Here is a 19,898-nt window from a genome sequence, read left to right as displayed (position 1 = left end):
CGATGGGCAGTGGATCAACCATGGATATATATTGTTCTGCTGGGCGCCGCAGCTGTTGTCTACGCCTGGCTGCTACCAAAGCGGCAGGCAGGCCGGGGAACAGAAGAGGCCGTCGTCCAAAAGGTCGAGGCCACCTTGGAGCAATATATTGCCGATATTGAAAACGGCAATGATGAGCTGATTGAGCTCGTATCCGGCATAAAGCAGGAACATGCGGTTAAACAGGCCTCATTGCAGGAGCAAGTGGCTGAGCTTCGGAACCGGATTGTGGAGCTTGAACGCCAGGCTGCGATTGCTTCAGTTTCTACACAGACAGTGCCTGGATCTGAGGTACTACTACATACAGGTACCCCGCATCAGGCGGTGGCAGCTTATGGTCAGTTCCGCAATACGCAGACTGTTACTCCCATACAAGCAGAGCAGTCTGACGCCTCTATTGTAGCTGTTGAAGACCAGACCCCGTTGCAAGTGGCTGAGCCTGAAGCTCAGCAGGAATCTATCCGTGAGCGTTATCAGGAACTGTTCGAGCTGTATGAGCAGGGCAAATCGGTGGATTACATTGCTAAGCAATCAGGCATCCAACGGGGCGAGGTACAGCTCATATTACAATTGGCGGAAAGGGAGGACCTGACGTGATCAAAAATCGTTCATTCATGCTGGGCATGGGCACCGGACTTATTACAGGCGCACTACTGCTGCAATTGGCGATGATCGGTCAGGGTCAATCGCAGCCGTCTTCAGCGGACCCGAAAAACATGACTCGTGAGCAATTGGAGGAGGCGGCAGCCAGACTGAATCTTCAAATCAGTGAGAGTTCTGATCCGAAGATGACAGAAGAGGAATGGCGTAACAAGGTGATCAAGGAAGGCAATAAAACACCGGTTGCCCCCAAAAAGGCAGAAGCGGCGCAAATTCCGTCGACACCAAAGACACCTGCCAGCAGAACGCCTTCGGCTACTTCTAAGCCTTCAGCAAGCACGTCTGCACTCCAAAGTCCGGATAAGCCGCAAACTAAAGGTTCGAGTGCTACGACTACTCCAGATACCCCTAAACAGCCATCCACTCCGCAAGTGCAATATAGCATTGCATCGGGAAGCAATCTGAGGAGTGTGGCATCTGGTTTGCAGAAGGCAGGCATCGTATCGGATGCCAGTGCGTTTGAGGCTGAGGCTAAGGCTCAAAAAATCAATACCAAAATCCGTACTGGTACCTATGAGTTTGCCAAGGGTGAGGATTTTGGTTCTATCATTACTAAAATTACAAAGAAGCCGTCCAACTGACCGTGATCGGGAAAGTGGGCGGCTTTTATTTTTCGCTAGAAAGCTCTACAGGCGGGAATAATCAGTCACATTTCGCGCCTATCCTGCTATTGTCGAAAAGTTGGTTGCAACGCTGCGGGTGTTATGGTATATTAATTGACGGTGTTAAAAACGCACGTCGATTAATTTTGTAAGGGGTGCTTTCCAAATGGAAAGTCTTTGCGAGAAATGATGTCGGCGGAGGACACACAAAAAACCAAACTTAGGAGGTGTGTGAAGATGGCAGTAATCTCCATGAAACAGCTTTTGGAAGCTGGGGTTCACTTTGGTCACCAAACACGTCGCTGGAACCCGAAAATGGATCGTTATATCTTCACTGAAAGAAACGGTATTTACATCATTGACTTGCAAAAGACAGTGAAAAAGGTTGAGGAAGCTTACAACTTCGTAAAAAGCATTGCAGCTGAGAATGGTACAATTCTGTTCGTAGGCACGAAGAAACAAGCACAAGATTCCGTTAAAGAAGAGGCAGCACGCGCTGGTCAATTCTATATCAACCAACGTTGGTTGGGCGGTACGCTGACTAACTTCCAAACCATTCAAAAACGTATTGATCGTTTGAAACAACTGGAAGCTTGGGAAGAAGACGGTACATTCGCTGTACTTCCTAAAAAAGAAGTTATCATTCTCCGTAAAGAGAAAGATCGTCTTGAAAAATTCTTGGGCGGTATCAAAAACATGAAGGGCCTTCCAAGCGCTCTGTTCATCATTGATCCACGCAAAGAACGCATCGCGGTTGCTGAAGCTCGCAAATTGGGTATCCCAATCGTGGGTATCGTTGATACAAACTGCGATCCAGACGAAATTGACTATGTTATCCCAGGTAATGACGACGCGATCCGCGCTGTTAAATTGCTGACAGGTAAAATGGCTGATGCAGTTATGGAAGCAAACCAAGGCGAAGAAACTACAGCATAATATTTCCTTACGGAAATACCTATATGAATTAAATGAAAAGGGTGGTTGGCAGGTGTATAACCTCTCACTACCCTTTTTTTAAGGAATAAAGCTTGTGTACACCACTGAAAATCAAATTTGGAGGGAAATAATATGGCAGTTAATGCTAGCGCAGTAAAAGAGCTCCGTGAAAAAACAGGCGCAGGAATGTTGGATTGTAAAAAAGCGCTTGAAGAAGCAAACGGTGATTTGACAAAAGCAGTTGAAGTTCTGCGTGAAAAAGGACTTGCAGCTGCAGCGAACAAAGCAGGCCGTATCGCTACTGAAGGCGTTGTTGAATCCTACATCCATGCTGGCGGCCGTATCGGCGTACTGGTAGAAGTAAACTGTGAAACAGACTTCGTAGCTAAAACAGACCAGTTCAGAGATTTTGTGCGTGACATCGCTATGCATATCGCTGCATCGAACCCTCGTTATGTTCGTCGCGAAGAAGTGCCACAGGAAGAGATCGAAAAAGAAAAAGAAATCCTGAAAGCACAAGCTTTGAACGAAGGCAAACCAGAAAAAATCGTTGAGAAAATGGTTGAAGGCCGCATCGGTAAATTCTATGAAGAGTTCTGCCTGTTGGAGCAATCTTTCATTAAAGATCCGGACAAAACAATCTCCACACTCATCAACGAAAAAATCAACACCATTGGCGAAAATATTTCCCTGCGTCGTTTTGTTCGTTTTGAACTGGGCGAAGGTTTGGAGAAAAAAGAAGACAACTTCTACGAAGAAGTTATGTCTCAAGTGAAACAATAATTACCAACGAACGGTAATTGCATACAGAAAGAGCAAAGAAATGGAACACATCAGTGTTCCTTTTCTTGCAACAGGACATCTATCCTGTACATACAATATAGTCGATATTGGAGGGTGATCATTTGGAAAAACCTGTGTTTAAGCGTGTTGTTCTGAAAGTCAGCGGAGAGTCGCTGTCAGGTCCGAACGGTTACGGTATTGATGCGGATACAATTGCGTCGATCGCCGAGCAGGTCAAGGACGTTGTCGAACTGGGAGTAGAAGTTGCTATCGTGTGCGGAGGCGGCAACATTTGGCGGGGTATTGCCGGAAGCGCCAACGGAATTGACCGGGCAACAGCCGATTACATGGGGATGCTGGCAACGGTGATGAACTCACTGGCACTGCAGGATGCTTTGGAGCAAATTGAAGTTCCTACGCGTGTACAGACATCTATCGCAATGCAGCAAATTGCTGAGCCTTACATTCGTCGTAGAGCTATCCGCCATCTGGAAAAAGGCCGGGTTGTTATTTTTGCAGCAGGTACAGGGAATCCGTTCTTCTCGACCGATACTACGGCTGCCCTGCGTGCTGCCGAAATTGAGGCTGAAGTGATTCTGATGGCTAAAAATAAAGTGGACGGCGTGTATTCAGCTGATCCATTTAAAGACAGCACAGCCGAGAAGTATGAGCAACTTACGTATTTGGATGTGCTCAACAAAAATCTCGGTGTCATGGACTCCACGGCTTCCTCGCTGTGCATGGATAACAATATTCCGTTGATTGTCTTTGCTATTACAGAGCAAGGTAACATTAAACGTGTCGTGTTGGGTGAGAAAATTGGCACGATCGTCAAAGGGAGTGTAAATTAATGCCACAATCTGTGAAAAAGAGCGCTGAAGAGCGCATGCATAAAGCAATTCAGTCGTTGCAACGTGACCTTGCATCTTTACGCGCTGGTCGAGCGACACCAGCTCTACTGGATCGCGTTCAGGTTGAGTATTACGGTGCAATGACTCCAGTCAATCAGTTGGCTAATGTAAATACACCGGACAGCCGGACTCTAATGATTCAGCCTTGGGATAAATCCTCCCTGGCCGACATTGAGCGTGCTATCCAAAAATCCGATCTGGGTTTGACCCCTTCCAATGACGGAAACACCATTCGCTTGAGTATTCCTGCATTGACAGAAGAACGCAGAATGGATCTGGTGAAGCTGACGAAAAAGAACGGCGAAGAAGCGAAGGTCGCCATTCGTAACATTCGTCGTGATGCGAATGATGATATTAAAAAAATGGAGAAAACTGATATATCCGAGGATGAATCCCGTAAATATCAGGAAGAAATCCAGAAAACGACAGATAAATTTATCGCCGAAGTGGATAAAGTTTTGGCTGCAAAAGAAAAAGAAATTATGGAAGTATAAGAGACTGGTAGCCCCTCCCTTACGGTGGGGTTTGTCTCTTTTCAAGCCAGAGGCACATTTTCAGAGAATGCTGGAGGAACTGGAATGATCAAACGGGTTCGGTCTTGGTGGAACGGGGAACAAAAACAGCAAACACCGGCCATTTCAAAAGACAATATTCCGCAGCATGTTGCTGTTATTATGGATGGGAACGGCAGATGGGCCAAACGGATTGGAATGCCGCGGATTGTAGGGCATCAAAATGGAATGAAGGCAGTGAAGCGCACAGCGATTGCTGCGGATGAACTAGGCATTAAATATTTGACCTTATTTGCTTTTTCAACTGAAAATTGGTCGCGTCCCAAGGATGAAGTCGATTTTTTGATGCGGCTGCCGCAAGAATTTCTGGCTATTGAGCTTGATGAGCTGATTGAAAAAAATGTACAAGTGCGTATGATGGGAAATAAGGAGCATTTGCCTTCTCATACCGTTGATGCGTTGACTGAAGCGACTCGGCGAACCGAAAATAATACCGGGCTTGTTCTTAATTTTGCATTGAATTATGGAAGCCGGCTGGAAATCACTGAATGTATGCAAGCGTTGGGTCGTGAAATTGAGGAAGGGAAGCTTAAACCCGGAGATATTACACCCGAACTCATTGAGAACTCTTTGCTCTCCAGCGGTATGCCGGACCCTGATCTTCTGATTCGGACAAGTGGCGAGCTGAGACTCAGCAATTTTATGCTCTGGCAACTTGCTTATAGTGAGCTATGGTTTACTGATATTTATTGGCCTGAGTTTAAGAAAGAGCATTTATACGAAGCAGTAGTCGAATATCAGCGAAGATCACGGCGGTACGGCGGACTGAAGTAAATGGAGGATGAAAGCCGTTGAGACAGAGATTGATTACCGGTATTGTGGCAGGCGTATTTTTTTTGGCGATGGTCCTGTGGGGCGGCTTAGCCTACCATTTGCTCATTTTGGCTATGGCCTTAATTGGATTCTATGAATTCGCGCGAATGACCAGGGTATCTCCTTTCGGCGGTACGGCGTTAGTTGGCTATGCAGGAATATTAGCTTTTGTATTTCCTTATCAGCCCTTGGGTCTGCACTCACCATTACCGTCTATAAGTCTGCATTGGCTGCTGATGATTATTTTTATGATCATTACGGTGGGAACGAAAAATAAAATCACAATTCAAACGGTGTCTATACTATTTCTTGGTACCGTTTATATAGGCTTTGGATTTTCGTATATGGCGGAATCACGCCATATGGAACATGGGCTTTTTTGGACTTTTTTGTTGCTGGCTTGCATTTGGGCAAGTGATGCAGGGGCTTATTTTGTAGGCAAAATGGCGGGGAAGACAAAGCTATGGCCTGCGATCAGTCCAAACAAAACAGTCGAAGGGTCTATTGGCGGGATTGTTTTAGCGTTAGCTACAGCACTGGTGTTTGCCGGATTGTCAGAAGGGCTGCTGCCGTGGGATAAAGCTTTCGCTATCGGTTTATCTTGTGCAGTTGTGGGTCAACTGGGCGATTTAGTGCAATCTGCGTACAAGCGGGTGTACGACATTAAAGATTCCGGTAATCTGCTGCCAGGGCACGGAGGTATATTAGACCGCTGCGACAGCTGGATTGTCGTTTTTCCAATTGTACATATGCTGATGCTGCTTCCATGACCCTTACCTGGTGGTTACAGTTTATGCTCAGGTTAAAGTTAGCCGCAGAGTAACGGTTATTTTCAAGATAGGAAGGTGCTTCATGAAAAGAATTACGGTACTCGGTTCAACCGGGTCTATTGGAACACAGACGCTGGATGTCGTATCTATGCACCCGGATCAGTTTGCCGTAGAGGCTCTAGCAGGTGGTTCAAATATAAAGTTGCTTGCCGAGCAGGCGCATCTATACCAACCCAAGAAGGTATCCGTCGGCACCAAGCAACTGGCGGAGGAAATCCGTCCTTTGTTGCCTTCCGGAATGGAACTGCATTGGGGGGATGAAGGACTCGTCGAGCTGGCTGCGAATACAGATGCAGATATGGTTGTGACAGCTGTAATGGGCAGTGTCGGATTGCACTCCACGCTGGCCGCGATTGAGGCTGGAAAACAGATCGGTTTGGCCAATAAGGAAACACTGGTTACCGCCGGTCATCTGGTCACAGAACGGGCCCGGGCGAAAGGAGTGCCGTTGCTGCCGATTGACAGTGAGCATTCGGCTATTTTCCAATGCTTGAATGGTGAGCGTATGAAAGATGTGGCACATATTACTCTCACGGCATCGGGTGGTTCTTTTCGTGATTTGACAAGGGAACAGCTTCTGGAGGTTACGGTAGAAGATGCACTGAAGCACCCCAATTGGTCGATGGGTGCCAAAATTACGATTGATTCGGCAACGATGGTAAACAAAGGGCTAGAGGTCATTGAGGCGCACTGGTTGTTTGGACTTGATTATGAGCAGATTCACGTACTATTGCATCCTGAAAGCATCATTCATTCCTATGTAGAATTTGTGGATACCAGTATTGTCGCCCAACTGGGCAACCCTGATATGAGAGTGCCTATTCAATACGCTTTAACCTATCCTAAACGGATGAAGTCTCCGGCCAAGCCGCTTTCACTGGCTGAGGTGGGTAAGCTCCATTTTAAGGAAATGGACTTTAATCGTTTTCCTTGTTTAAGGCTTGCCTTTGAATGTGGTAAAATGGGTGGTACAGCACCAACTGCATTTAATGCGGCTAATGAGATTGCTGTTGCCCGTTTTCTGCGTGGAGAAATTCCTTTTCTGCATATCGAAGCCATTATTGAGCGAGTACTGGAACGGCATGTCAATGTCAATAACCCTGATCTGGCTGCGATTGAAGCCTGTGACCGTGAGGTTCGCAGCGTAGCTGCCGGGATATAAGCTGAATTTGGGTTCGAGAAGCGAATTGTGATTCTCTTGTGTGGGATCGGAGAATAATGATAATCTAGGAAGATAAACTCGATCTCATTGAAAGGGGAACGGAAACGATTGGAAACGATTCGAATAGTTTTGATGACGGTGCTCATGTTTTTCGTCATAGTGACGGTGCATGAATGGGGGCATTATTATTTTGCCAAACGCGCCGGGATTCTGGTACGGGAGTTTGCGATCGGTTTCGGTCCGAAACTGTTTTCTTATAAAAGAAACGAGACGCGATTTACACTACGTTTGCTGCCGTTTGGTGGTTTTGCCCGCATGGCAGGAGAAGATCCGGAAATCAATGAAATTGAAGCCGGACAAACAATTGCTGTACGCGTAACGGACGGTATCGTCAAAACCATTTATTTGGACCAATTGGATAACCGCAAAAATGTGGTGCGCGGCGAAGTGCAGCACATTGATCTGGAGCAGGCACTAACTGTAAAATTGGATGTGGATGGCGAAGATCAGCAATATACGGTGCACCCCCAAGCGATGATGGTAACCAAAGGGCAATCCATCCAGATTGCGCCTAAGGATCGACAGTATGGCAGCAAAACAGTAGGACAGCGTGCGATGGCTATTTTTGCTGGACCGCTGATGAATTTTATCCTTGCCTTTGTTCTGTTTGGTCTGCATATCCAGATGGTCGGCGTACAAGTGGACAACCCGACTTATGTTCAGATTAATGACATTACAGCGGGTATGCCAGCTGCTGAAGCTGATTTGCATAAGGGCGATATCATTGAATCTGTGAACGGGGTTGCGATTGGTGCGAACGTTGAAAATATGATCAAACTGATTGCCGATTCCCAAGACAAGCCGATGAAATGGGTTGTTCGTCGTGATAACAAAACTTTTGATCTGACGATTACACCTCGTGCAATGGAAGGACAAAAGGGTGGTAAAGTGGGCATCGTGCCTGAACTTCCGACACGGCAAGCCGGAGTCGGGGAAACGTTTAAATTTGCCGGACAATCCATGGTACGAACGACTGATATTATTTTCCAGGGTTTTAGTCAGCTTATCCAACGTTTCTCCATTAATGATCTGGGAGGTCCGGTACGTACTTTTGAAGTGACAGGACAAATTGCCAAGCAGGGCATTGAGCAGCTTACGTATTGGACTGCTATAATGAGTCTTTATTTGGGGATATTTAATCTGTTGCCAATTCCGGCGCTGGATGGAAGCAGACTTGTTTTCCTCGGTGTAGAGGCGGTAAGAGGGCGTCCGGTTGATCCGAGTAGGGAAGGTATGGTCCATTTCGTTGGTTTTGCCATGTTGTTCCTGCTCATGATTGCGGTCACCTATAATGATATTTTACGATTAATTAACGGTTAATTAGAGACGGACTTATATAAAAGGGTCTGTATGGGAGGACATGCGTTTCTATGTCGAATGATAAACAGTTTGTCGAGGAAATTACGCCACAGAGCGAAGATTTTTCCCGATGGTACATTGATGTTATTAAAAAGGCAGAGCTGATGGATTACTCCCCGGTTCGCGGGTGTATTGTGTTCCGTCCCGACGGTTTTGAAATTTGGGAGCATATCAAGGAAGCCATGGATGTGCGTTTCAAAGAAACAGGTCATCGCAATGCCTATTTTCCGATGTTCATTCCCGAGAGCTTTTTCCAAAAGGAAAAAGAGCATGTCGAAGGGTTTAACCCTGAGCTTCCTTGGGTAACCGAGGCTGGCGGGGAAAAGCTGGAGGAGCGCCTTGCGATCCGTCCGACTTCAGAGACAATGATCGGTCATATGTACTCCAAATGGATTCAATCCTATCGTGATCTGCCAGTGCTTATCAACCAATGGGCTAACGTGGTTCGTTGGGAAAAACGCACGCTTCCTTTCTTGCGTACGAGTGAGTTTTTGTGGCAGGAAGGCCACACTGCTCATGAAAATGAGGAAGAAGCACGCGAAGAAACGATGAAAATGCTGGAAGTATACTGCGAGGTTATCGAGGAAGTATTGGCTATCCCAGTTATTACTGGACAAAAAACGCCTTCTGAAAAATTTGCAGGTGCTAAGGATACATTCTCACTGGAAGCGATGATGAAGGATGGACGTGCGGTGCAAGCGGGGACTTCTCACTATATGGGAACCAATTTTGCCGTTGCTTTTGATATTAAATACTTGAGCCGGGACAATAACCTGGAATACGCTCATACAACTTCATGGGGAACAAGTACGCGTCTGATTGGCGCACTGATTATGGTCCATGGGGATGACCGAGGTTTGGCTTTGCCTCCTAAAGTTGCACCTACGCAGGTCATTATGGTTCCTATCGGGCCGCCTAAGAAGCGTGACGCAGTTATTGCCCGTGCAGATGAACTGTTCGCTGCACTGAAACAAGCGGGTGTACGTGTGAAAATGGACGACCGCAGCGATGTGAGTCCAGGTTGGAAGTTTAATGAATACGAAATGCGTGGTGTACCGGTGCGTCTTGAAATCGGACCTCGTGATATGGAAAACGGTGTTTGCGTACTCGTATCCCGTATCAGTGGCGAGAAAAAGATTGTACAGCAGGATAACCTTGTTGAGGAAGTCCATGCGATGCTGGCACAGGTACAGCAGGAAATGTTTGATCGTGCCAAGAGCTTTATGGATGAAAACTTCTATTCTGTAGATACGCTGGATGAAATGAAGGCGCTCATGGAAGAAAAACGTGGCTTTACTTTGGCAGGCTGGTGCGGATCTGTAGAATGTGAAGACAAAGTCAAAGAAGCGACAGGCGCTACAAGCCGTAATATACCTTTCAAAACTACCGAGCAAAAGACCACATGTCTGTGCTGCGGCAAACCAGCCAAGCATACTGTAGTGTTCGCACGGGCGTACTAATAAAGAAGTAAAGCTATACCACTATACTCACTTCATTCTCTCCGCTAACGAGCATAATTGTAAGAGGTTGCTATGGTGGAGGATTGAGGGGGCTACGAAAAGCTTTTGCGGTCGGAGATGTTTTAGACGCAGAAGCTTTTCATGTTTTCAGAATTGTAGATTTGGAATCCGGGGTACGATTAGAGTAGTTAAGTCAATGGAAAACGGGGGGAGAGCCATGGGCGGAGCTGAAGAAAAGAGAAAACGGTTGGAACTGCTGATGAAGCAGGTAGTGATGCCGGCGGGAGTGGTGGAACCTTATTTCTTGGACGGTTGGATTGAGCAGGTGGAAATAAGCCGTACCAATAAGGATTGGAATATTATCATCGCCAAGGAAACACTGGTTCCCGCTCAGGTATATCGGGCCTTCTGTATTCAGGTGCAGGAGAAAATGAACCACATCGCTAAAATCACCTTTCGGTTTCGGTATAGTGAGCAGGTTCAGTCTGCGGATATCATCAGTGAATACTGGAAGCTTTTTCTGGAATGGGTGCACCGTGAAATCCCATCCGTGAACGGCTGGATGAACCGGGCTGTACATGAGTGGGAAGACGGCCTGTTATTGCTGACGATGAGCGACAGCATGTCACTGGAGCTGGCACGCAAAAAGCAGATTGACCAAGCAATCATCAAATTCTACGATAAATATTTTGGTCTCTCGATGCGCATTAAAATCCAGGTGGGTGAAAGTAATCAGGAGGCTTTGCAGCAGTTCCAAGAGAAAAAGATGCAGGAAGAACGTGAAGTTATTCAGCAGATGATGGAAAGCATGGAATCGGAAATGCCGCCAGTGGATGAAGAAGAGGGAGATGTAAGGCTTCAATTTGGCTATGACATCAAGGAACCGCCTGTTCCGATGCAGGACATTCAGGATGAAGAGAAGAAAGTCACATTACAGGGGACGATCTTTGGTCTGGATAGCAAAGAACTACGTAACGGAAGTACGTTGTTTACGTATTATTTGACTGACTTTAGTGATTCGCTGCAAATGAAAATGTTTGCCAAAACAAAAGAAGATCTAAAAATTCTCAGCTTGCTGGCTAACGGTAAATGGGTTAAAGTCCGTGGTCGTGTCGAATATGATCGGTTTATGCAAATTCCTGAGCTGGTTATGATTCCTTCTGATCTGGTAGAGGTGCAAGCTCCTCCTTCCCGTAAAGATAATGCAGAGGAAAAACGGGTTGAGTTTCATCTTCATACGAAGATGAGCGCGATGGATGCTGTAAGCTCCATTGACCAGTATGTTAAAACAGCCGCCAAGTGGGGGCACAAGGCGATTGCGGTCACCGATCATGGTGGAGTGCAATGTTATCCCGATGCCGCTAAGACCGCCAAGAAAAACGGAATTAAAATGATCTACGGTATCGAGGCCAATGTGGTCAACGATGCGGTTGAGGTTGTAATGCAGGCACAGCCGCTTAATTTGAAAACAGCGACTTATGTCGTTTTTGATATTGAAACCACCGGGCTATCAGTTACACAAAATAGAATTATTGAGATTGCCGCTGTTAAAATGCATGAAGGTAAAGAGGTTGACCGTTATGCTACCTTTGTAAATCCACATGAGCGTATTCCTTACAATATCCAGCAATTGACCAACATTAACGATGAAATGGTCAAGGATGCACCGGATGTGGAGCCCGTTATGAAGGAATTCGTGGCTTTTGCAGGCGATGCTGTATTAGTTGCTCATAATGCGCGATTTGATGTCGGCTTTATTCAGGCTACGCTTAGGAACATGGGATTGCCTGAGATGACGAACCCAGTACTCGATACACTGGAATTGGCTCGCTTGTTGTTCCCGACAATGAAGAATCATCGTCTGAACACACTGACCACCAAATATAAGGTTGCGCTCGAAAGTCATCACCGGGCCATTGATGATACAGTTGCGCTAACGGAAGTGCTGAATGGACTTTTGAATGATGCGGAACAAATTAAAGGCTTAAAAATGCTCGACCGCTTGAACGACTATGTGGGTAAGGATTTATCGACCGTTCGTCCTTTCCACTGCTGCATTTATGCGCTTAATCCGATTGGCAAAAAAAATCTGTACAAGCTGGTTTCAATGTCACATACCGAATATTTTAAGCGTGTCCCTTGTATTCCTAAATCGAAATTGTCAGAGATGAGAGACGGGCTGCTTATTATTTCAGGTTGCGAAAAGGGAGAGTTTTTCGAGGCAGTTCTGAACAAATCGGAGGAGGAAGCCGAGGAAATTGCACAGTTTTATGATGTGCTGGAGATCCAACCTTTAACCATGTACATGCATTTGGTGGAAAAACAACTGGTAAGTGGCCCTGATGCTCTGAAAACGGCAGTTCGTAAAGTATGCGAAATTGGGCGGCGGCTCGATAAGCCCGTTATTGCTACAGGCAATGTTCACTATTTGGAAACGCGTGATAAGCTGTACCGTGATATCACGATACATGGAATTACTGGCTTTAGCCCGTTAAAAGATATCCGGAAACCGGATGCGCATTTGCGCACTACAGACGAAATGCTGGCAGAATTCGAGTTTCTGGGCGAGGAGAAAGCCTATGAAGTCGTTGTGAAGAATACCAGCGAGTTGGCGGAGCGGTTTGAGGAACTGGAGCTGTTCCCTGACAAGCTGTTCACGCCTTTGCTGGATGGGGCAGACGAGGAAATCCGCAATACTTGCTACGAAACGGCTAAATCCATTTATGGTGAGGAATTACCCGAGGTGGTCGTAGCCCGTCTTGAAAAAGAACTGGAGCCGATTATTAAATACGGTTTCTCTGCCAACTATCTCATTTCCGAGCGACTGGTTAAAAAGTCCAATCAGGATGGATACCTGGTAGGTTCGCGGGGTTCTGTTGGATCTTCTGTGGTCGCTACCTTCCTTGGTATTTCCGAGGTTAATCCACTGCCTGCACATTATATTTGCGGTAATCCTGAATGCAGACATAGCGAATGGATTTTGGATGGCAGTGTGCCGAGCGGATTTGACTTGCCTGATAAAAACTGTCCGAAATGCGGTGGCAAGCTGAAGGGTGAGGGACAGGATATTCCGTTTGAAACGTTCCTAGGGTTTAAGGGAGATAAAGTTCCCGATATTGACTTGAACTTCTCCGGGGAATATCAGCCAGTCGCACATAACTATACGAAAGTACTGTTTGGTGAGAAAAGCGTATTCCGTGCTGGAACCATTGGTACGGTTGCGGAAAAAACGGCCTTCGGCTTTGCGAAGAAATATGAAGAGGCGCATCATAAAAAATGGCGTGGGGCCGAATTAAACAGGCTGGCTTCCGGCTGTACGGGCGTCAAACGCAGCACCGGACAGCATCCGGGTGGGATCGTCGTCGTTCCCGATTATATTGAGGTCGAGGACATTACGCCGGTGCAATTCCCGGCTGATGATACGAGCTCGGAATGGAAAACGACGCATTTTGATTATCATGCTTTTGATGCGAACTTACTCAAGCTCGATATTCTGGGCCATGATGATCCGACCATGATGAGAATGCTTCAGGATTTGACTGGAGTCGACCCAACGACGATTCCGATGAATGATTCGAAGGTTATGAGTATGTTCAATTCCACGGAGGCGCTTGGCGTAACGCCGCAGCAGATCCGTACTCCTGTCGCAACCTATGGTGTACCCGAGATGGGAACCAAGTTTGTACGTCAGATGCTAGTGGAATCACAGCCGAGTTCTTTTGCCGATTTGCTGCAAATATCGGGTCTGTCCCATGGGACGGGCGTATGGCTGGGGAACGCGCAGGATTTGATCAAAAACAATACCTGCAACATCAAGACCGTAATCGGTTGCCGGGATGATATCATGCTATTCCTGATTTATAAGGCGGGGATGGATGCAGGTCTGGCCTTTAAAATTACGGAGAGCGTGCGTAAAGGTAAGGGGCTTAGTGCGGAATGGATCGAGGAAATGAAAAAATGCAAGGTGCCGCAATGGTACATTGATTCCTGCCTCAAGATCCAGTACATGTTTCCAAAGGCGCATGCCGCAGCCTATGTTATTTCAGCAGTGCGGACTGCCTATTTCAAGCTGTATCATCCGATTGAATATTATGCGACCTATTTCTCGGTACGCGCAGCCGATTTTGATATTGAACTGTGTTGTCAGGGGTATGATGCCATCGCACGGAAAATTGTCGAAATCGAGCAGCTCGGTTTTCAGGCTCCACCAAAGGAAAAAGGAATGCTTCCGATCCTGGAAATGGCGCTGGAAATGACGGCTCGCGGCTTCAGTTTCAAGACGATTGATTTGTATCGTTCCGAGGCTACTCGCTTCAAGGTAGACGGAGATTCACTCATTCCTCCGTTCGGAGCGCTTCAGGGGATTGGGGAAAACGCGGCACGTAACATCGCAGCCTCCCGTGAACAGGGTGAATTTTTGTCTGTCGAAGATTTTCAGCAAAAATCGAAGGCCAGTAAAACGATTGTCGAAATGCTGTCCCAGATGGGCTGTTTCCGCGGACTGCCAGAGAGCAATCAGTTGTCTCTGTTTTAAACGTAATCCTAGTAGTCAAGCTCTGGCACTTGTCACATAACTACGGTTATGTTATAATTTTTTTGGTAATCATGGAGATAAAACCGTTGCTTAAAGAGTGGGGAAACCCACTCTTTACTGTTTGATATACAGTTACAACGTAAAAAGACGATTTTTGGGCAGGAACCGGTACGCCGGTTTATTTGCAGTGAGCCCAAAATGAACATTACATCAAATGAAAATGGAAAATGCTGGTGATGGAGAAGCATTGTCCATGGCAATGGGGCGTCTCTTTTTCACCACAGGAAAGTTTACTTTTGGAGGTTATAATCTTTGAGCACACCAAAGATCAAGTCAGTAGTAGAAGAAATGGCCCAACCTTACCTCGATGAGCATGGTTTTGAACTGGTCGATGTCGAGTATGTCAAAGAGGGCAGCAATTGGTTTCTTCGCGTTTTTGTAGACAAAGACGGGGGAATTGATCTGGACGACTGTAGTATGATCAGTGAATACCTGGGTCAAAAGCTGGACGAAAACGACCCTGTTTCTACAGCATATTTTCTGGAGGTGTCTTCACCAGGCGCTGAAAGACCGCTGAAAAAAGCGGAAGACGTAACCAAAGCGGTAGGCAAAAATGTATTCGTTACTACATACGAGCCGATCAACGGCCTGAAGGAATTTGAAGGTCGTTTGCTTTCTTTTGAAGATGGGGAACTTACCGTTCAGAGCGGACAAAAGAAGCATGCCATACCTTATGACAAGGTGGCTGGAGCTAGGCTCGCGATCATATTTTAATTCGGATTTGACCGTTGCTGTTTGACATGGACTTCATGTTTTTTTGCCTCGTGTGCCGACCAGGACGCAGGTGCATCATTTGAAAGGGGGAGCAGTAATCCATGAGTATGGATTTTATTGAAGCAATGAACGAGTTGGAACGGGAAAAGGGGATCAGCAAGGATGTGCTGTTTGAGGCCATTGAAGCAGCCTTGATTTCCAGCTACAAACGGAATTTCAACACCGCACAAAACGTGCGTGTCGATATGAACCGCAACTCGGGTGTCATTAAGGTATATGCCCGCAAGCTGATCGTTGAGGAGGTATTAGATCCTCGCACCGAGATTTCGTTGCCAGCGGCCCGTGAGATTAACCCGCATTTTCAGCTGGAGGATATTGCTGAAATTGAAGTTACTCCTCGTGATTTTGGACGGATTGCCGCACAAACAGCGAAGCAGGTCGTAACCCAACGTATCCGTGAAGCGGAGCGGGGATTGATCTACAACAAGTTTGTGGACAAGGAAGAGGATATTGTAACAGGGACCGTACAACGTCAGGACCCGCGTAATATTTATATTGACCTGGGTAAGGTGGAGGCGGTTCTCCCGTTGGGCGAGTTGATGCCTAATGAGAAATTCAGTCATCTGGACCGGATTAAGGCTTATATTACCAAGGTAGAGAATACGACCAAAGGGCCGCAAATCATGTTGTCCCGCTCACATCCAGGTCTGCTTAAGCGTTTGTTCGAACTTGAGGTGCCGGAAATTTTTGACGGTGTCGTTGAGATTCGTTCTGTAGCGCGTGAAGCAGGCTTCCGTTCTAAAATCGCAGTTCATTCCCGCAATGCCGAGGTAGACCCGGTCGGTTCTTGTGTAGGACCGAGAGGAACGCGGGTACAGACGATTGTGAATGAGTTGCGTGGTGAAAAAATCGACATTGTGCGTTATTCCGATAATGTTGACGAGTATGTGGCTAATGCGCTGAGCCCGTCCAAGGTGCTTGAGGTGCAGGTGTTTGAAGAAGAAAAAATGGCGCGTGTCATCGTGCCGGATTATCAGCTTTCTCTGGCCATTGGTATCAAAGGGCAAAATGCCCGCCTTGCTGCCAAGCTTACCGGCTGGAAAATTGATATCAAGAGCGAAACGCAGGCGGAGGAAGAACTCGGCAGACCGAGAACATCCATCGATGAAATGCATCAGGATTCCGTTTCTGTAGATTAAACGGAGTGTAGGGGGGTTAATGCATGAAACAGAGAAAGATACCTTTGCGCAAGTGTGTGGCCTGTCATGAAATGATGCCTAAGAAGCAGTTGATCCGTGTCGTCAAAACCCCTGAAGACGAAGTGCTGATTGACTTGACTGGCAAAAAGTCGGGACGCGGCGCTTACTTGTGCGGCAAAGCCGCCTGCTTCAAGCTTGCTCAAAAAAGCAAGGCACTGGATCGGGCATTGAAGCACTCGGTTCATCCTGATATTTATGAGCAGCTAAGTCGTGATTTTGCTGCCGTCGAGGAAGAATTCCTGGCGGCACAAGGCAGCGTGCAGGATGAATAAGGCGCTGTCTGGATTGGGCCTTGCTATGAGAGCTGGCAAGCTGCTAACAGGTGACGAGATCGTTTATAAAGCGATCAGGTCTTCAGAAGCCAAGCTGGTCATTCTTGCGAAAGATGCTTCAATGAATACTCAAAAGAAATTCCGCGACAAATGCGGGACGTACAAAATCCCCTTATTGATAGGATTTGACCGGGAAAGCTTGGGAAGCAGTATCGGCAAGCCTGAACGGGTTGTGCTGGCTGTGACGGATCAAGGATTCGCGAAATTGATCAAGAAACATGCGGGGATAATGTCGGAGGTGGAGTATATTGAGTAAACAAGAAAGCAAAGACAAAGTGCGGGTATACGAATACGCCAAATCGTTGAACATGAGCAGCAAAGAAATTATCACCATTCTTAAACGGCTGGATATTCCCGTGAACAACCATATGAGCGTCATGGAACACGATGCCGTGGGTAAAGTGGAAAAATTTTTTAAGGATATTAAATCCAATGCTGCGGCCAAGCAAGGCGGAGCAGGCACGGTGCAAGTAAGCTCGAACCAGGTCGGTTCAAGCCACGATATTAATCATTCAACTGAGCAAACCAAAAATCAACAGGAAAAGCAGGTAAGTATGAATAGGACAAACAACAACCAAAACAGTAACCGAAGCAGCGCTCCAAAAGCGCAAGGCAGTCAGCAGGGCGGTCAAAACCGCAGTCAACAGAGTACAAGCAGACCAAGTGGACAACAAGGCAGCCAGAACCGCAGTGGCGGCCAGCAACAGGGAGGACAACAGCGCCCGAGCACTAACACGGGTTCACGTCCTCAAGGCAGCCAAAGCACTAACTCTCGTCCACAAGGGAGCAATCAAGGTGGTACGGCAGTAAGAACAGCTTCATCCACGGGAAGTAGCAATGCGAATCGTAGCGGTGGTGGCAACCGTACAGGCAACAACTCCAATAACGGCACTAACCGTTCCGGTCAAGGTCGTTTTGACGATAACCGTCAAGGAGGAGGACGCGGCGGTAACGGTGGTCGTGGTGGCAATAACCGCGGTGGTAGCAATCGTGGTGGGAAATTCAACAATCGTGGCAGAGGTCAACAACAGGAGCGCCGCGAGAAAATCGACAACACGCCTAAGAAAATTATTGTGCGTGGTGAGATGACAGTAGGCGAAACAGCGAAGCTTCTCCACAAGGATGCATCGGAAGTTATCAAAAAGCTGATCACGCTTGGAACGATGGCGACCATTAACCAGGAACTGGATATGGATACTATCCTTCTGCTTGCCGGAGATTTCGGTGTAGAAGTAGAAGTGAAAATCCCGGTCGAAGAGGATCGCTTTGAAACAGTGGAAGAAAACGATGATCCAGACCTTCTGAAAGCACGTCCACCCGTTGTTACGATTATGGGTCACGTCGATCATGGTAAAACAACTTTGCTGGATGCTATTCGCTCCACTAATGTAACGGGTGGCGAAGCTGGTGGTATTACACAGCATATCGGTGCGTACCAAGTTGAAATCAACAGCAAAAAAATCACTTTCCTGGATACACCGGGTCACGAAGCGTTTACGGCAATGCGTGCTCGTGGTGCTCAAGTTACGGATATGACGATCATTGTTGTTGCAGCTGATGACGGTGTTATGCCACAGACAGTTGAAGCCATCAACCATGCGAAGGCAGCTGGTCTGCCGATCATCGTGGCTGTGAATAAGATCGACAAGCCGGATGCGAATCCGGATAAAGTAAAGCAAGAATTGACTGAGTATGAATTGGTTCCTGAAGAGTGGGGCGGCGATACGATCTTTGTCAACGTTTCCGCGAAACAGAGAATGGGTCTTGAAGATCTGCTCGAAATGATTCTGCTCGTAGCTGAAGTAAATGAGTACAAAGCGAACCCGGACAAACGGGCACGTGGTACGATCATTGAAGCTGAGCTGGACAAAGGCCGCGGTTCCGTAGCCCGTATCCTCGTTCAGAATGGTACACTGAAAGTCGGCGATGCTTTCGTAGCAGGTAACTGTTTCGGACGTGTACGTGCCATGGTCAATGACAAAGGCCGCCGTCTCAAGGAAGCTGGTCCTTCCACACCAGTTGAAATCACTGGTTTGACAGAAGTGCCACTTGCTGGCGATCCGTTCATGGTGTTCGAGGATGAGCGCAAAGCTCGTGCTATCGCTGACAGACGTTCGATTACGCAACGTCAGTCCGATCTGGGCAGCAACACCCGCGTAACGCTGGATGACCTGTTCCAGCACATCAAGGATGGCGAGATGAAAGATCTGAACGTCATCATCAAGGGTGATGTGCAAGGTTCCGTCGAAGCGCTGAAAGGTTCCTTGAACAAGATTGAAGTTGAAGGTGTACGCGTTAAAATTCTTCACAGCGGTGCAGGTGCAATTACCGAATCCGATATTATTTTGGCTGCGGCTTCCAATGCCATTGTGATTGGTTTTAACGTTCGTCCTGATAATCAGGCGAAATCTACAGCTGAAGCTGAAAAGGTGGACATTCGTCTGCACCGCGTCATTTACAATGTCATTGAAGAAATCGAGCAAGCTATGAAAGGCATGCTGGATCCTGAATATAAAGAAAATGTGATTGGGCATGCTGAAGTTCGTAACGTGTTTAAGGTCACTAAGGTCGGTACGATTGCCGGTTGTATGGTGACTTCCGGTAAAATTGCCCGTTCAGCAGAAGCGCGCCTGATACGTGATGGCATTGTTATTTTTGAAGGTAAAATCGACTCACTGAAACGCTTTAAGGACGACGCAAAAGAAGTTGCCCAAGGTTACGAATGCGGTATTACCCTTGATGGCTATAATGATGTTAAGGAACTCGACATTATTGAAGCGTTCGTCATGGAAACAGTGGAGCGCTAACGGCA

The 19,898-nt window shown here is 47.0% G+C and carries 17 protein-coding genes; all 17 read left to right on the top strand.

The window, feature by feature from the left end:
- Positions 1-9: 9 nt before the first annotated feature.
- The 17 genes from QD47_RS03710 to infB all read left to right on the top strand — a co-directional run bounded on the left by QD47_RS03710 (position 10) and on the right by infB (position 19,893).
- Entirely contained in the window at positions 10-636 is a 627-nt protein-coding gene (locus QD47_RS03710; protein WP_044644849.1) for a hypothetical protein, read from the top strand.
- The gene (locus tag QD47_RS03705; protein ID WP_044644848.1) at positions 633-1,280 is read left to right on the top strand and encodes an endolytic transglycosylase MltG; all 648 of its coding nucleotides are present in this window, start codon (positions 633-635) and stop codon (positions 1,278-1,280) included. Before QD47_RS03710 ends, QD47_RS03705 begins: the two co-directional genes overlap by 4 nt.
- Before the next feature lie 258 nt (positions 1,281-1,538).
- Positions 1,539-2,237 (top strand): 30S ribosomal protein S2, encoded by a 699-nt coding sequence (gene rpsB, locus QD47_RS03700; protein ID WP_013309916.1) that lies wholly within the window; start codon positions 1,539-1,541, stop codon positions 2,235-2,237.
- A 132-nt stretch (positions 2,238-2,369) separates the two neighbouring features.
- Positions 2,370-3,020: a translation elongation factor Ts gene (tsf, locus tag QD47_RS03695; protein WP_044644847.1), complete on the top strand. Its 651-nt coding sequence runs from the start codon at positions 2,370-2,372 to the stop codon at positions 3,018-3,020.
- Between the two features lie 122 nt (positions 3,021-3,142).
- Positions 3,143-3,871, top strand: coding sequence for a UMP kinase (gene pyrH / locus QD47_RS03690; RefSeq protein ID WP_013309918.1), 729 nt, complete (start codon positions 3,143-3,145; stop codon positions 3,869-3,871).
- The gene (frr, locus tag QD47_RS03685; RefSeq protein WP_044644846.1) at positions 3,871-4,425 is read left to right on the top strand and encodes a ribosome recycling factor; all 555 of its coding nucleotides are present in this window, start codon (positions 3,871-3,873) and stop codon (positions 4,423-4,425) included. The genes pyrH and frr overlap by 1 nt, the downstream gene beginning before the upstream one ends.
- Before the next feature lie 84 nt (positions 4,426-4,509).
- Entirely contained in the window at positions 4,510-5,277 is a 768-nt protein-coding gene (locus QD47_RS03680; RefSeq protein WP_044644845.1) for an isoprenyl transferase, read from the top strand.
- 17 nt (positions 5,278-5,294) lie between these two features.
- Positions 5,295-6,086 carry a phosphatidate cytidylyltransferase gene (locus QD47_RS03675; protein ID WP_044644844.1) on the top strand — a complete coding sequence of 264 codons (792 nt, stop codon included), beginning with the start codon at positions 5,295-5,297 and terminating at the stop codon, positions 6,084-6,086.
- 82 nt (positions 6,087-6,168) lie between these two features.
- Positions 6,169-7,308, top strand: coding sequence for a 1-deoxy-D-xylulose-5-phosphate reductoisomerase (locus QD47_RS03670; RefSeq protein ID WP_044644843.1), 1,140 nt, complete (start codon positions 6,169-6,171; stop codon positions 7,306-7,308).
- A 108-nt stretch (positions 7,309-7,416) separates the two neighbouring features.
- On the top strand, positions 7,417-8,688 hold the full coding sequence (rseP, locus tag QD47_RS03665; RefSeq protein ID WP_044644842.1) for an RIP metalloprotease RseP: 1,272 nt from the start codon (positions 7,417-7,419) through the stop codon (positions 8,686-8,688).
- Positions 8,689-8,738: 50 nt separating this feature from the next.
- Positions 8,739-10,187, top strand: coding sequence for a proline--tRNA ligase (gene proS, locus QD47_RS03660; protein ID WP_044644841.1), 1,449 nt, complete (start codon positions 8,739-8,741; stop codon positions 10,185-10,187).
- A gap of 217 nt (positions 10,188-10,404) precedes the next feature.
- Positions 10,405-14,721 (top strand): PolC-type DNA polymerase III, encoded by a 4,317-nt coding sequence (locus tag QD47_RS03655; protein ID WP_044644840.1) that lies wholly within the window; start codon positions 10,405-10,407, stop codon positions 14,719-14,721.
- Between the two features lie 312 nt (positions 14,722-15,033).
- Positions 15,034-15,495, top strand: a complete 462-nt coding sequence (gene rimP, locus QD47_RS03650) for a ribosome maturation factor RimP (protein ID WP_014281118.1) — start codon at positions 15,034-15,036, stop codon at positions 15,493-15,495.
- A gap of 101 nt (positions 15,496-15,596) precedes the next feature.
- Complete coding sequence (gene nusA, locus QD47_RS03645; protein ID WP_044644839.1) at positions 15,597-16,694, top strand: transcription termination factor NusA; 1,098 nt, start codon at positions 15,597-15,599, stop codon at positions 16,692-16,694.
- A 23-nt stretch (positions 16,695-16,717) separates the two neighbouring features.
- On the top strand, positions 16,718-17,026 hold the full coding sequence (gene rnpM / locus QD47_RS03640; RefSeq protein ID WP_007430067.1) for an RNase P modulator RnpM: 309 nt from the start codon (positions 16,718-16,720) through the stop codon (positions 17,024-17,026).
- The gene (locus QD47_RS03635) at positions 17,019-17,342 is read left to right on the top strand and encodes a L7Ae/L30e/S12e/Gadd45 family ribosomal protein (protein WP_013309928.1); all 324 of its coding nucleotides are present in this window, start codon (positions 17,019-17,021) and stop codon (positions 17,340-17,342) included. Before rnpM ends, QD47_RS03635 begins: the two co-directional genes overlap by 8 nt.
- Complete coding sequence (gene infB, locus QD47_RS03630; RefSeq protein WP_044644838.1) at positions 17,335-19,893, top strand: translation initiation factor IF-2; 2,559 nt, start codon at positions 17,335-17,337, stop codon at positions 19,891-19,893. Before QD47_RS03635 ends, infB begins: the two co-directional genes overlap by 8 nt.
- Positions 19,894-19,898: the final 5 nt, after the last annotated feature.

Origin of the sequence: Paenibacillus terrae, from assembly GCF_000943545.1 — a bacterium.
GTDB lineage: Bacteria > Bacillota > Bacilli > Paenibacillales > Paenibacillaceae > Paenibacillus > Paenibacillus terrae_A.
This window is presented reverse-complemented; position numbering and strand designations above follow the sequence as displayed.

Excerpts from the sequence above, each read along its gene's own strand:
- rpsB (WP_013309916.1), top strand. The coding sequence starts at position 1,539 with ATGGCAGTAATCTCCATGAAACAGCTTTTGGAAGCTGGGGTTCACTTT.
- tsf (WP_044644847.1), top strand. The coding sequence starts at position 2,370 with ATGGCAGTTAATGCTAGCGCAGTAAAAGAGCTCCGTGAAAAAACAGGC.
- frr (WP_044644846.1), top strand. The coding sequence starts at position 3,871 with ATGCCACAATCTGTGAAAAAGAGCGCTGAAGAGCGCATGCATAAAGCA.
- QD47_RS03680 (WP_044644845.1), top strand. The coding sequence starts at position 4,510 with ATGATCAAACGGGTTCGGTCTTGGTGGAACGGGGAACAAAAACAGCAA.
- QD47_RS03670 (WP_044644843.1), top strand. The coding sequence starts at position 6,169 with ATGAAAAGAATTACGGTACTCGGTTCAACCGGGTCTATTGGAACACAG.
- proS (WP_044644841.1), top strand. The coding sequence starts at position 8,739 with ATGTCGAATGATAAACAGTTTGTCGAGGAAATTACGCCACAGAGCGAA.
- QD47_RS03655 (WP_044644840.1), top strand. The coding sequence starts at position 10,405 with ATGGGCGGAGCTGAAGAAAAGAGAAAACGGTTGGAACTGCTGATGAAG.
- nusA (WP_044644839.1), top strand. The coding sequence starts at position 15,597 with ATGAGTATGGATTTTATTGAAGCAATGAACGAGTTGGAACGGGAAAAG.
- rnpM (WP_007430067.1), top strand. The coding sequence starts at position 16,718 with ATGAAACAGAGAAAGATACCTTTGCGCAAGTGTGTGGCCTGTCATGAA.
- QD47_RS03635 (WP_013309928.1), top strand. The coding sequence starts at position 17,019 with ATGAATAAGGCGCTGTCTGGATTGGGCCTTGCTATGAGAGCTGGCAAG.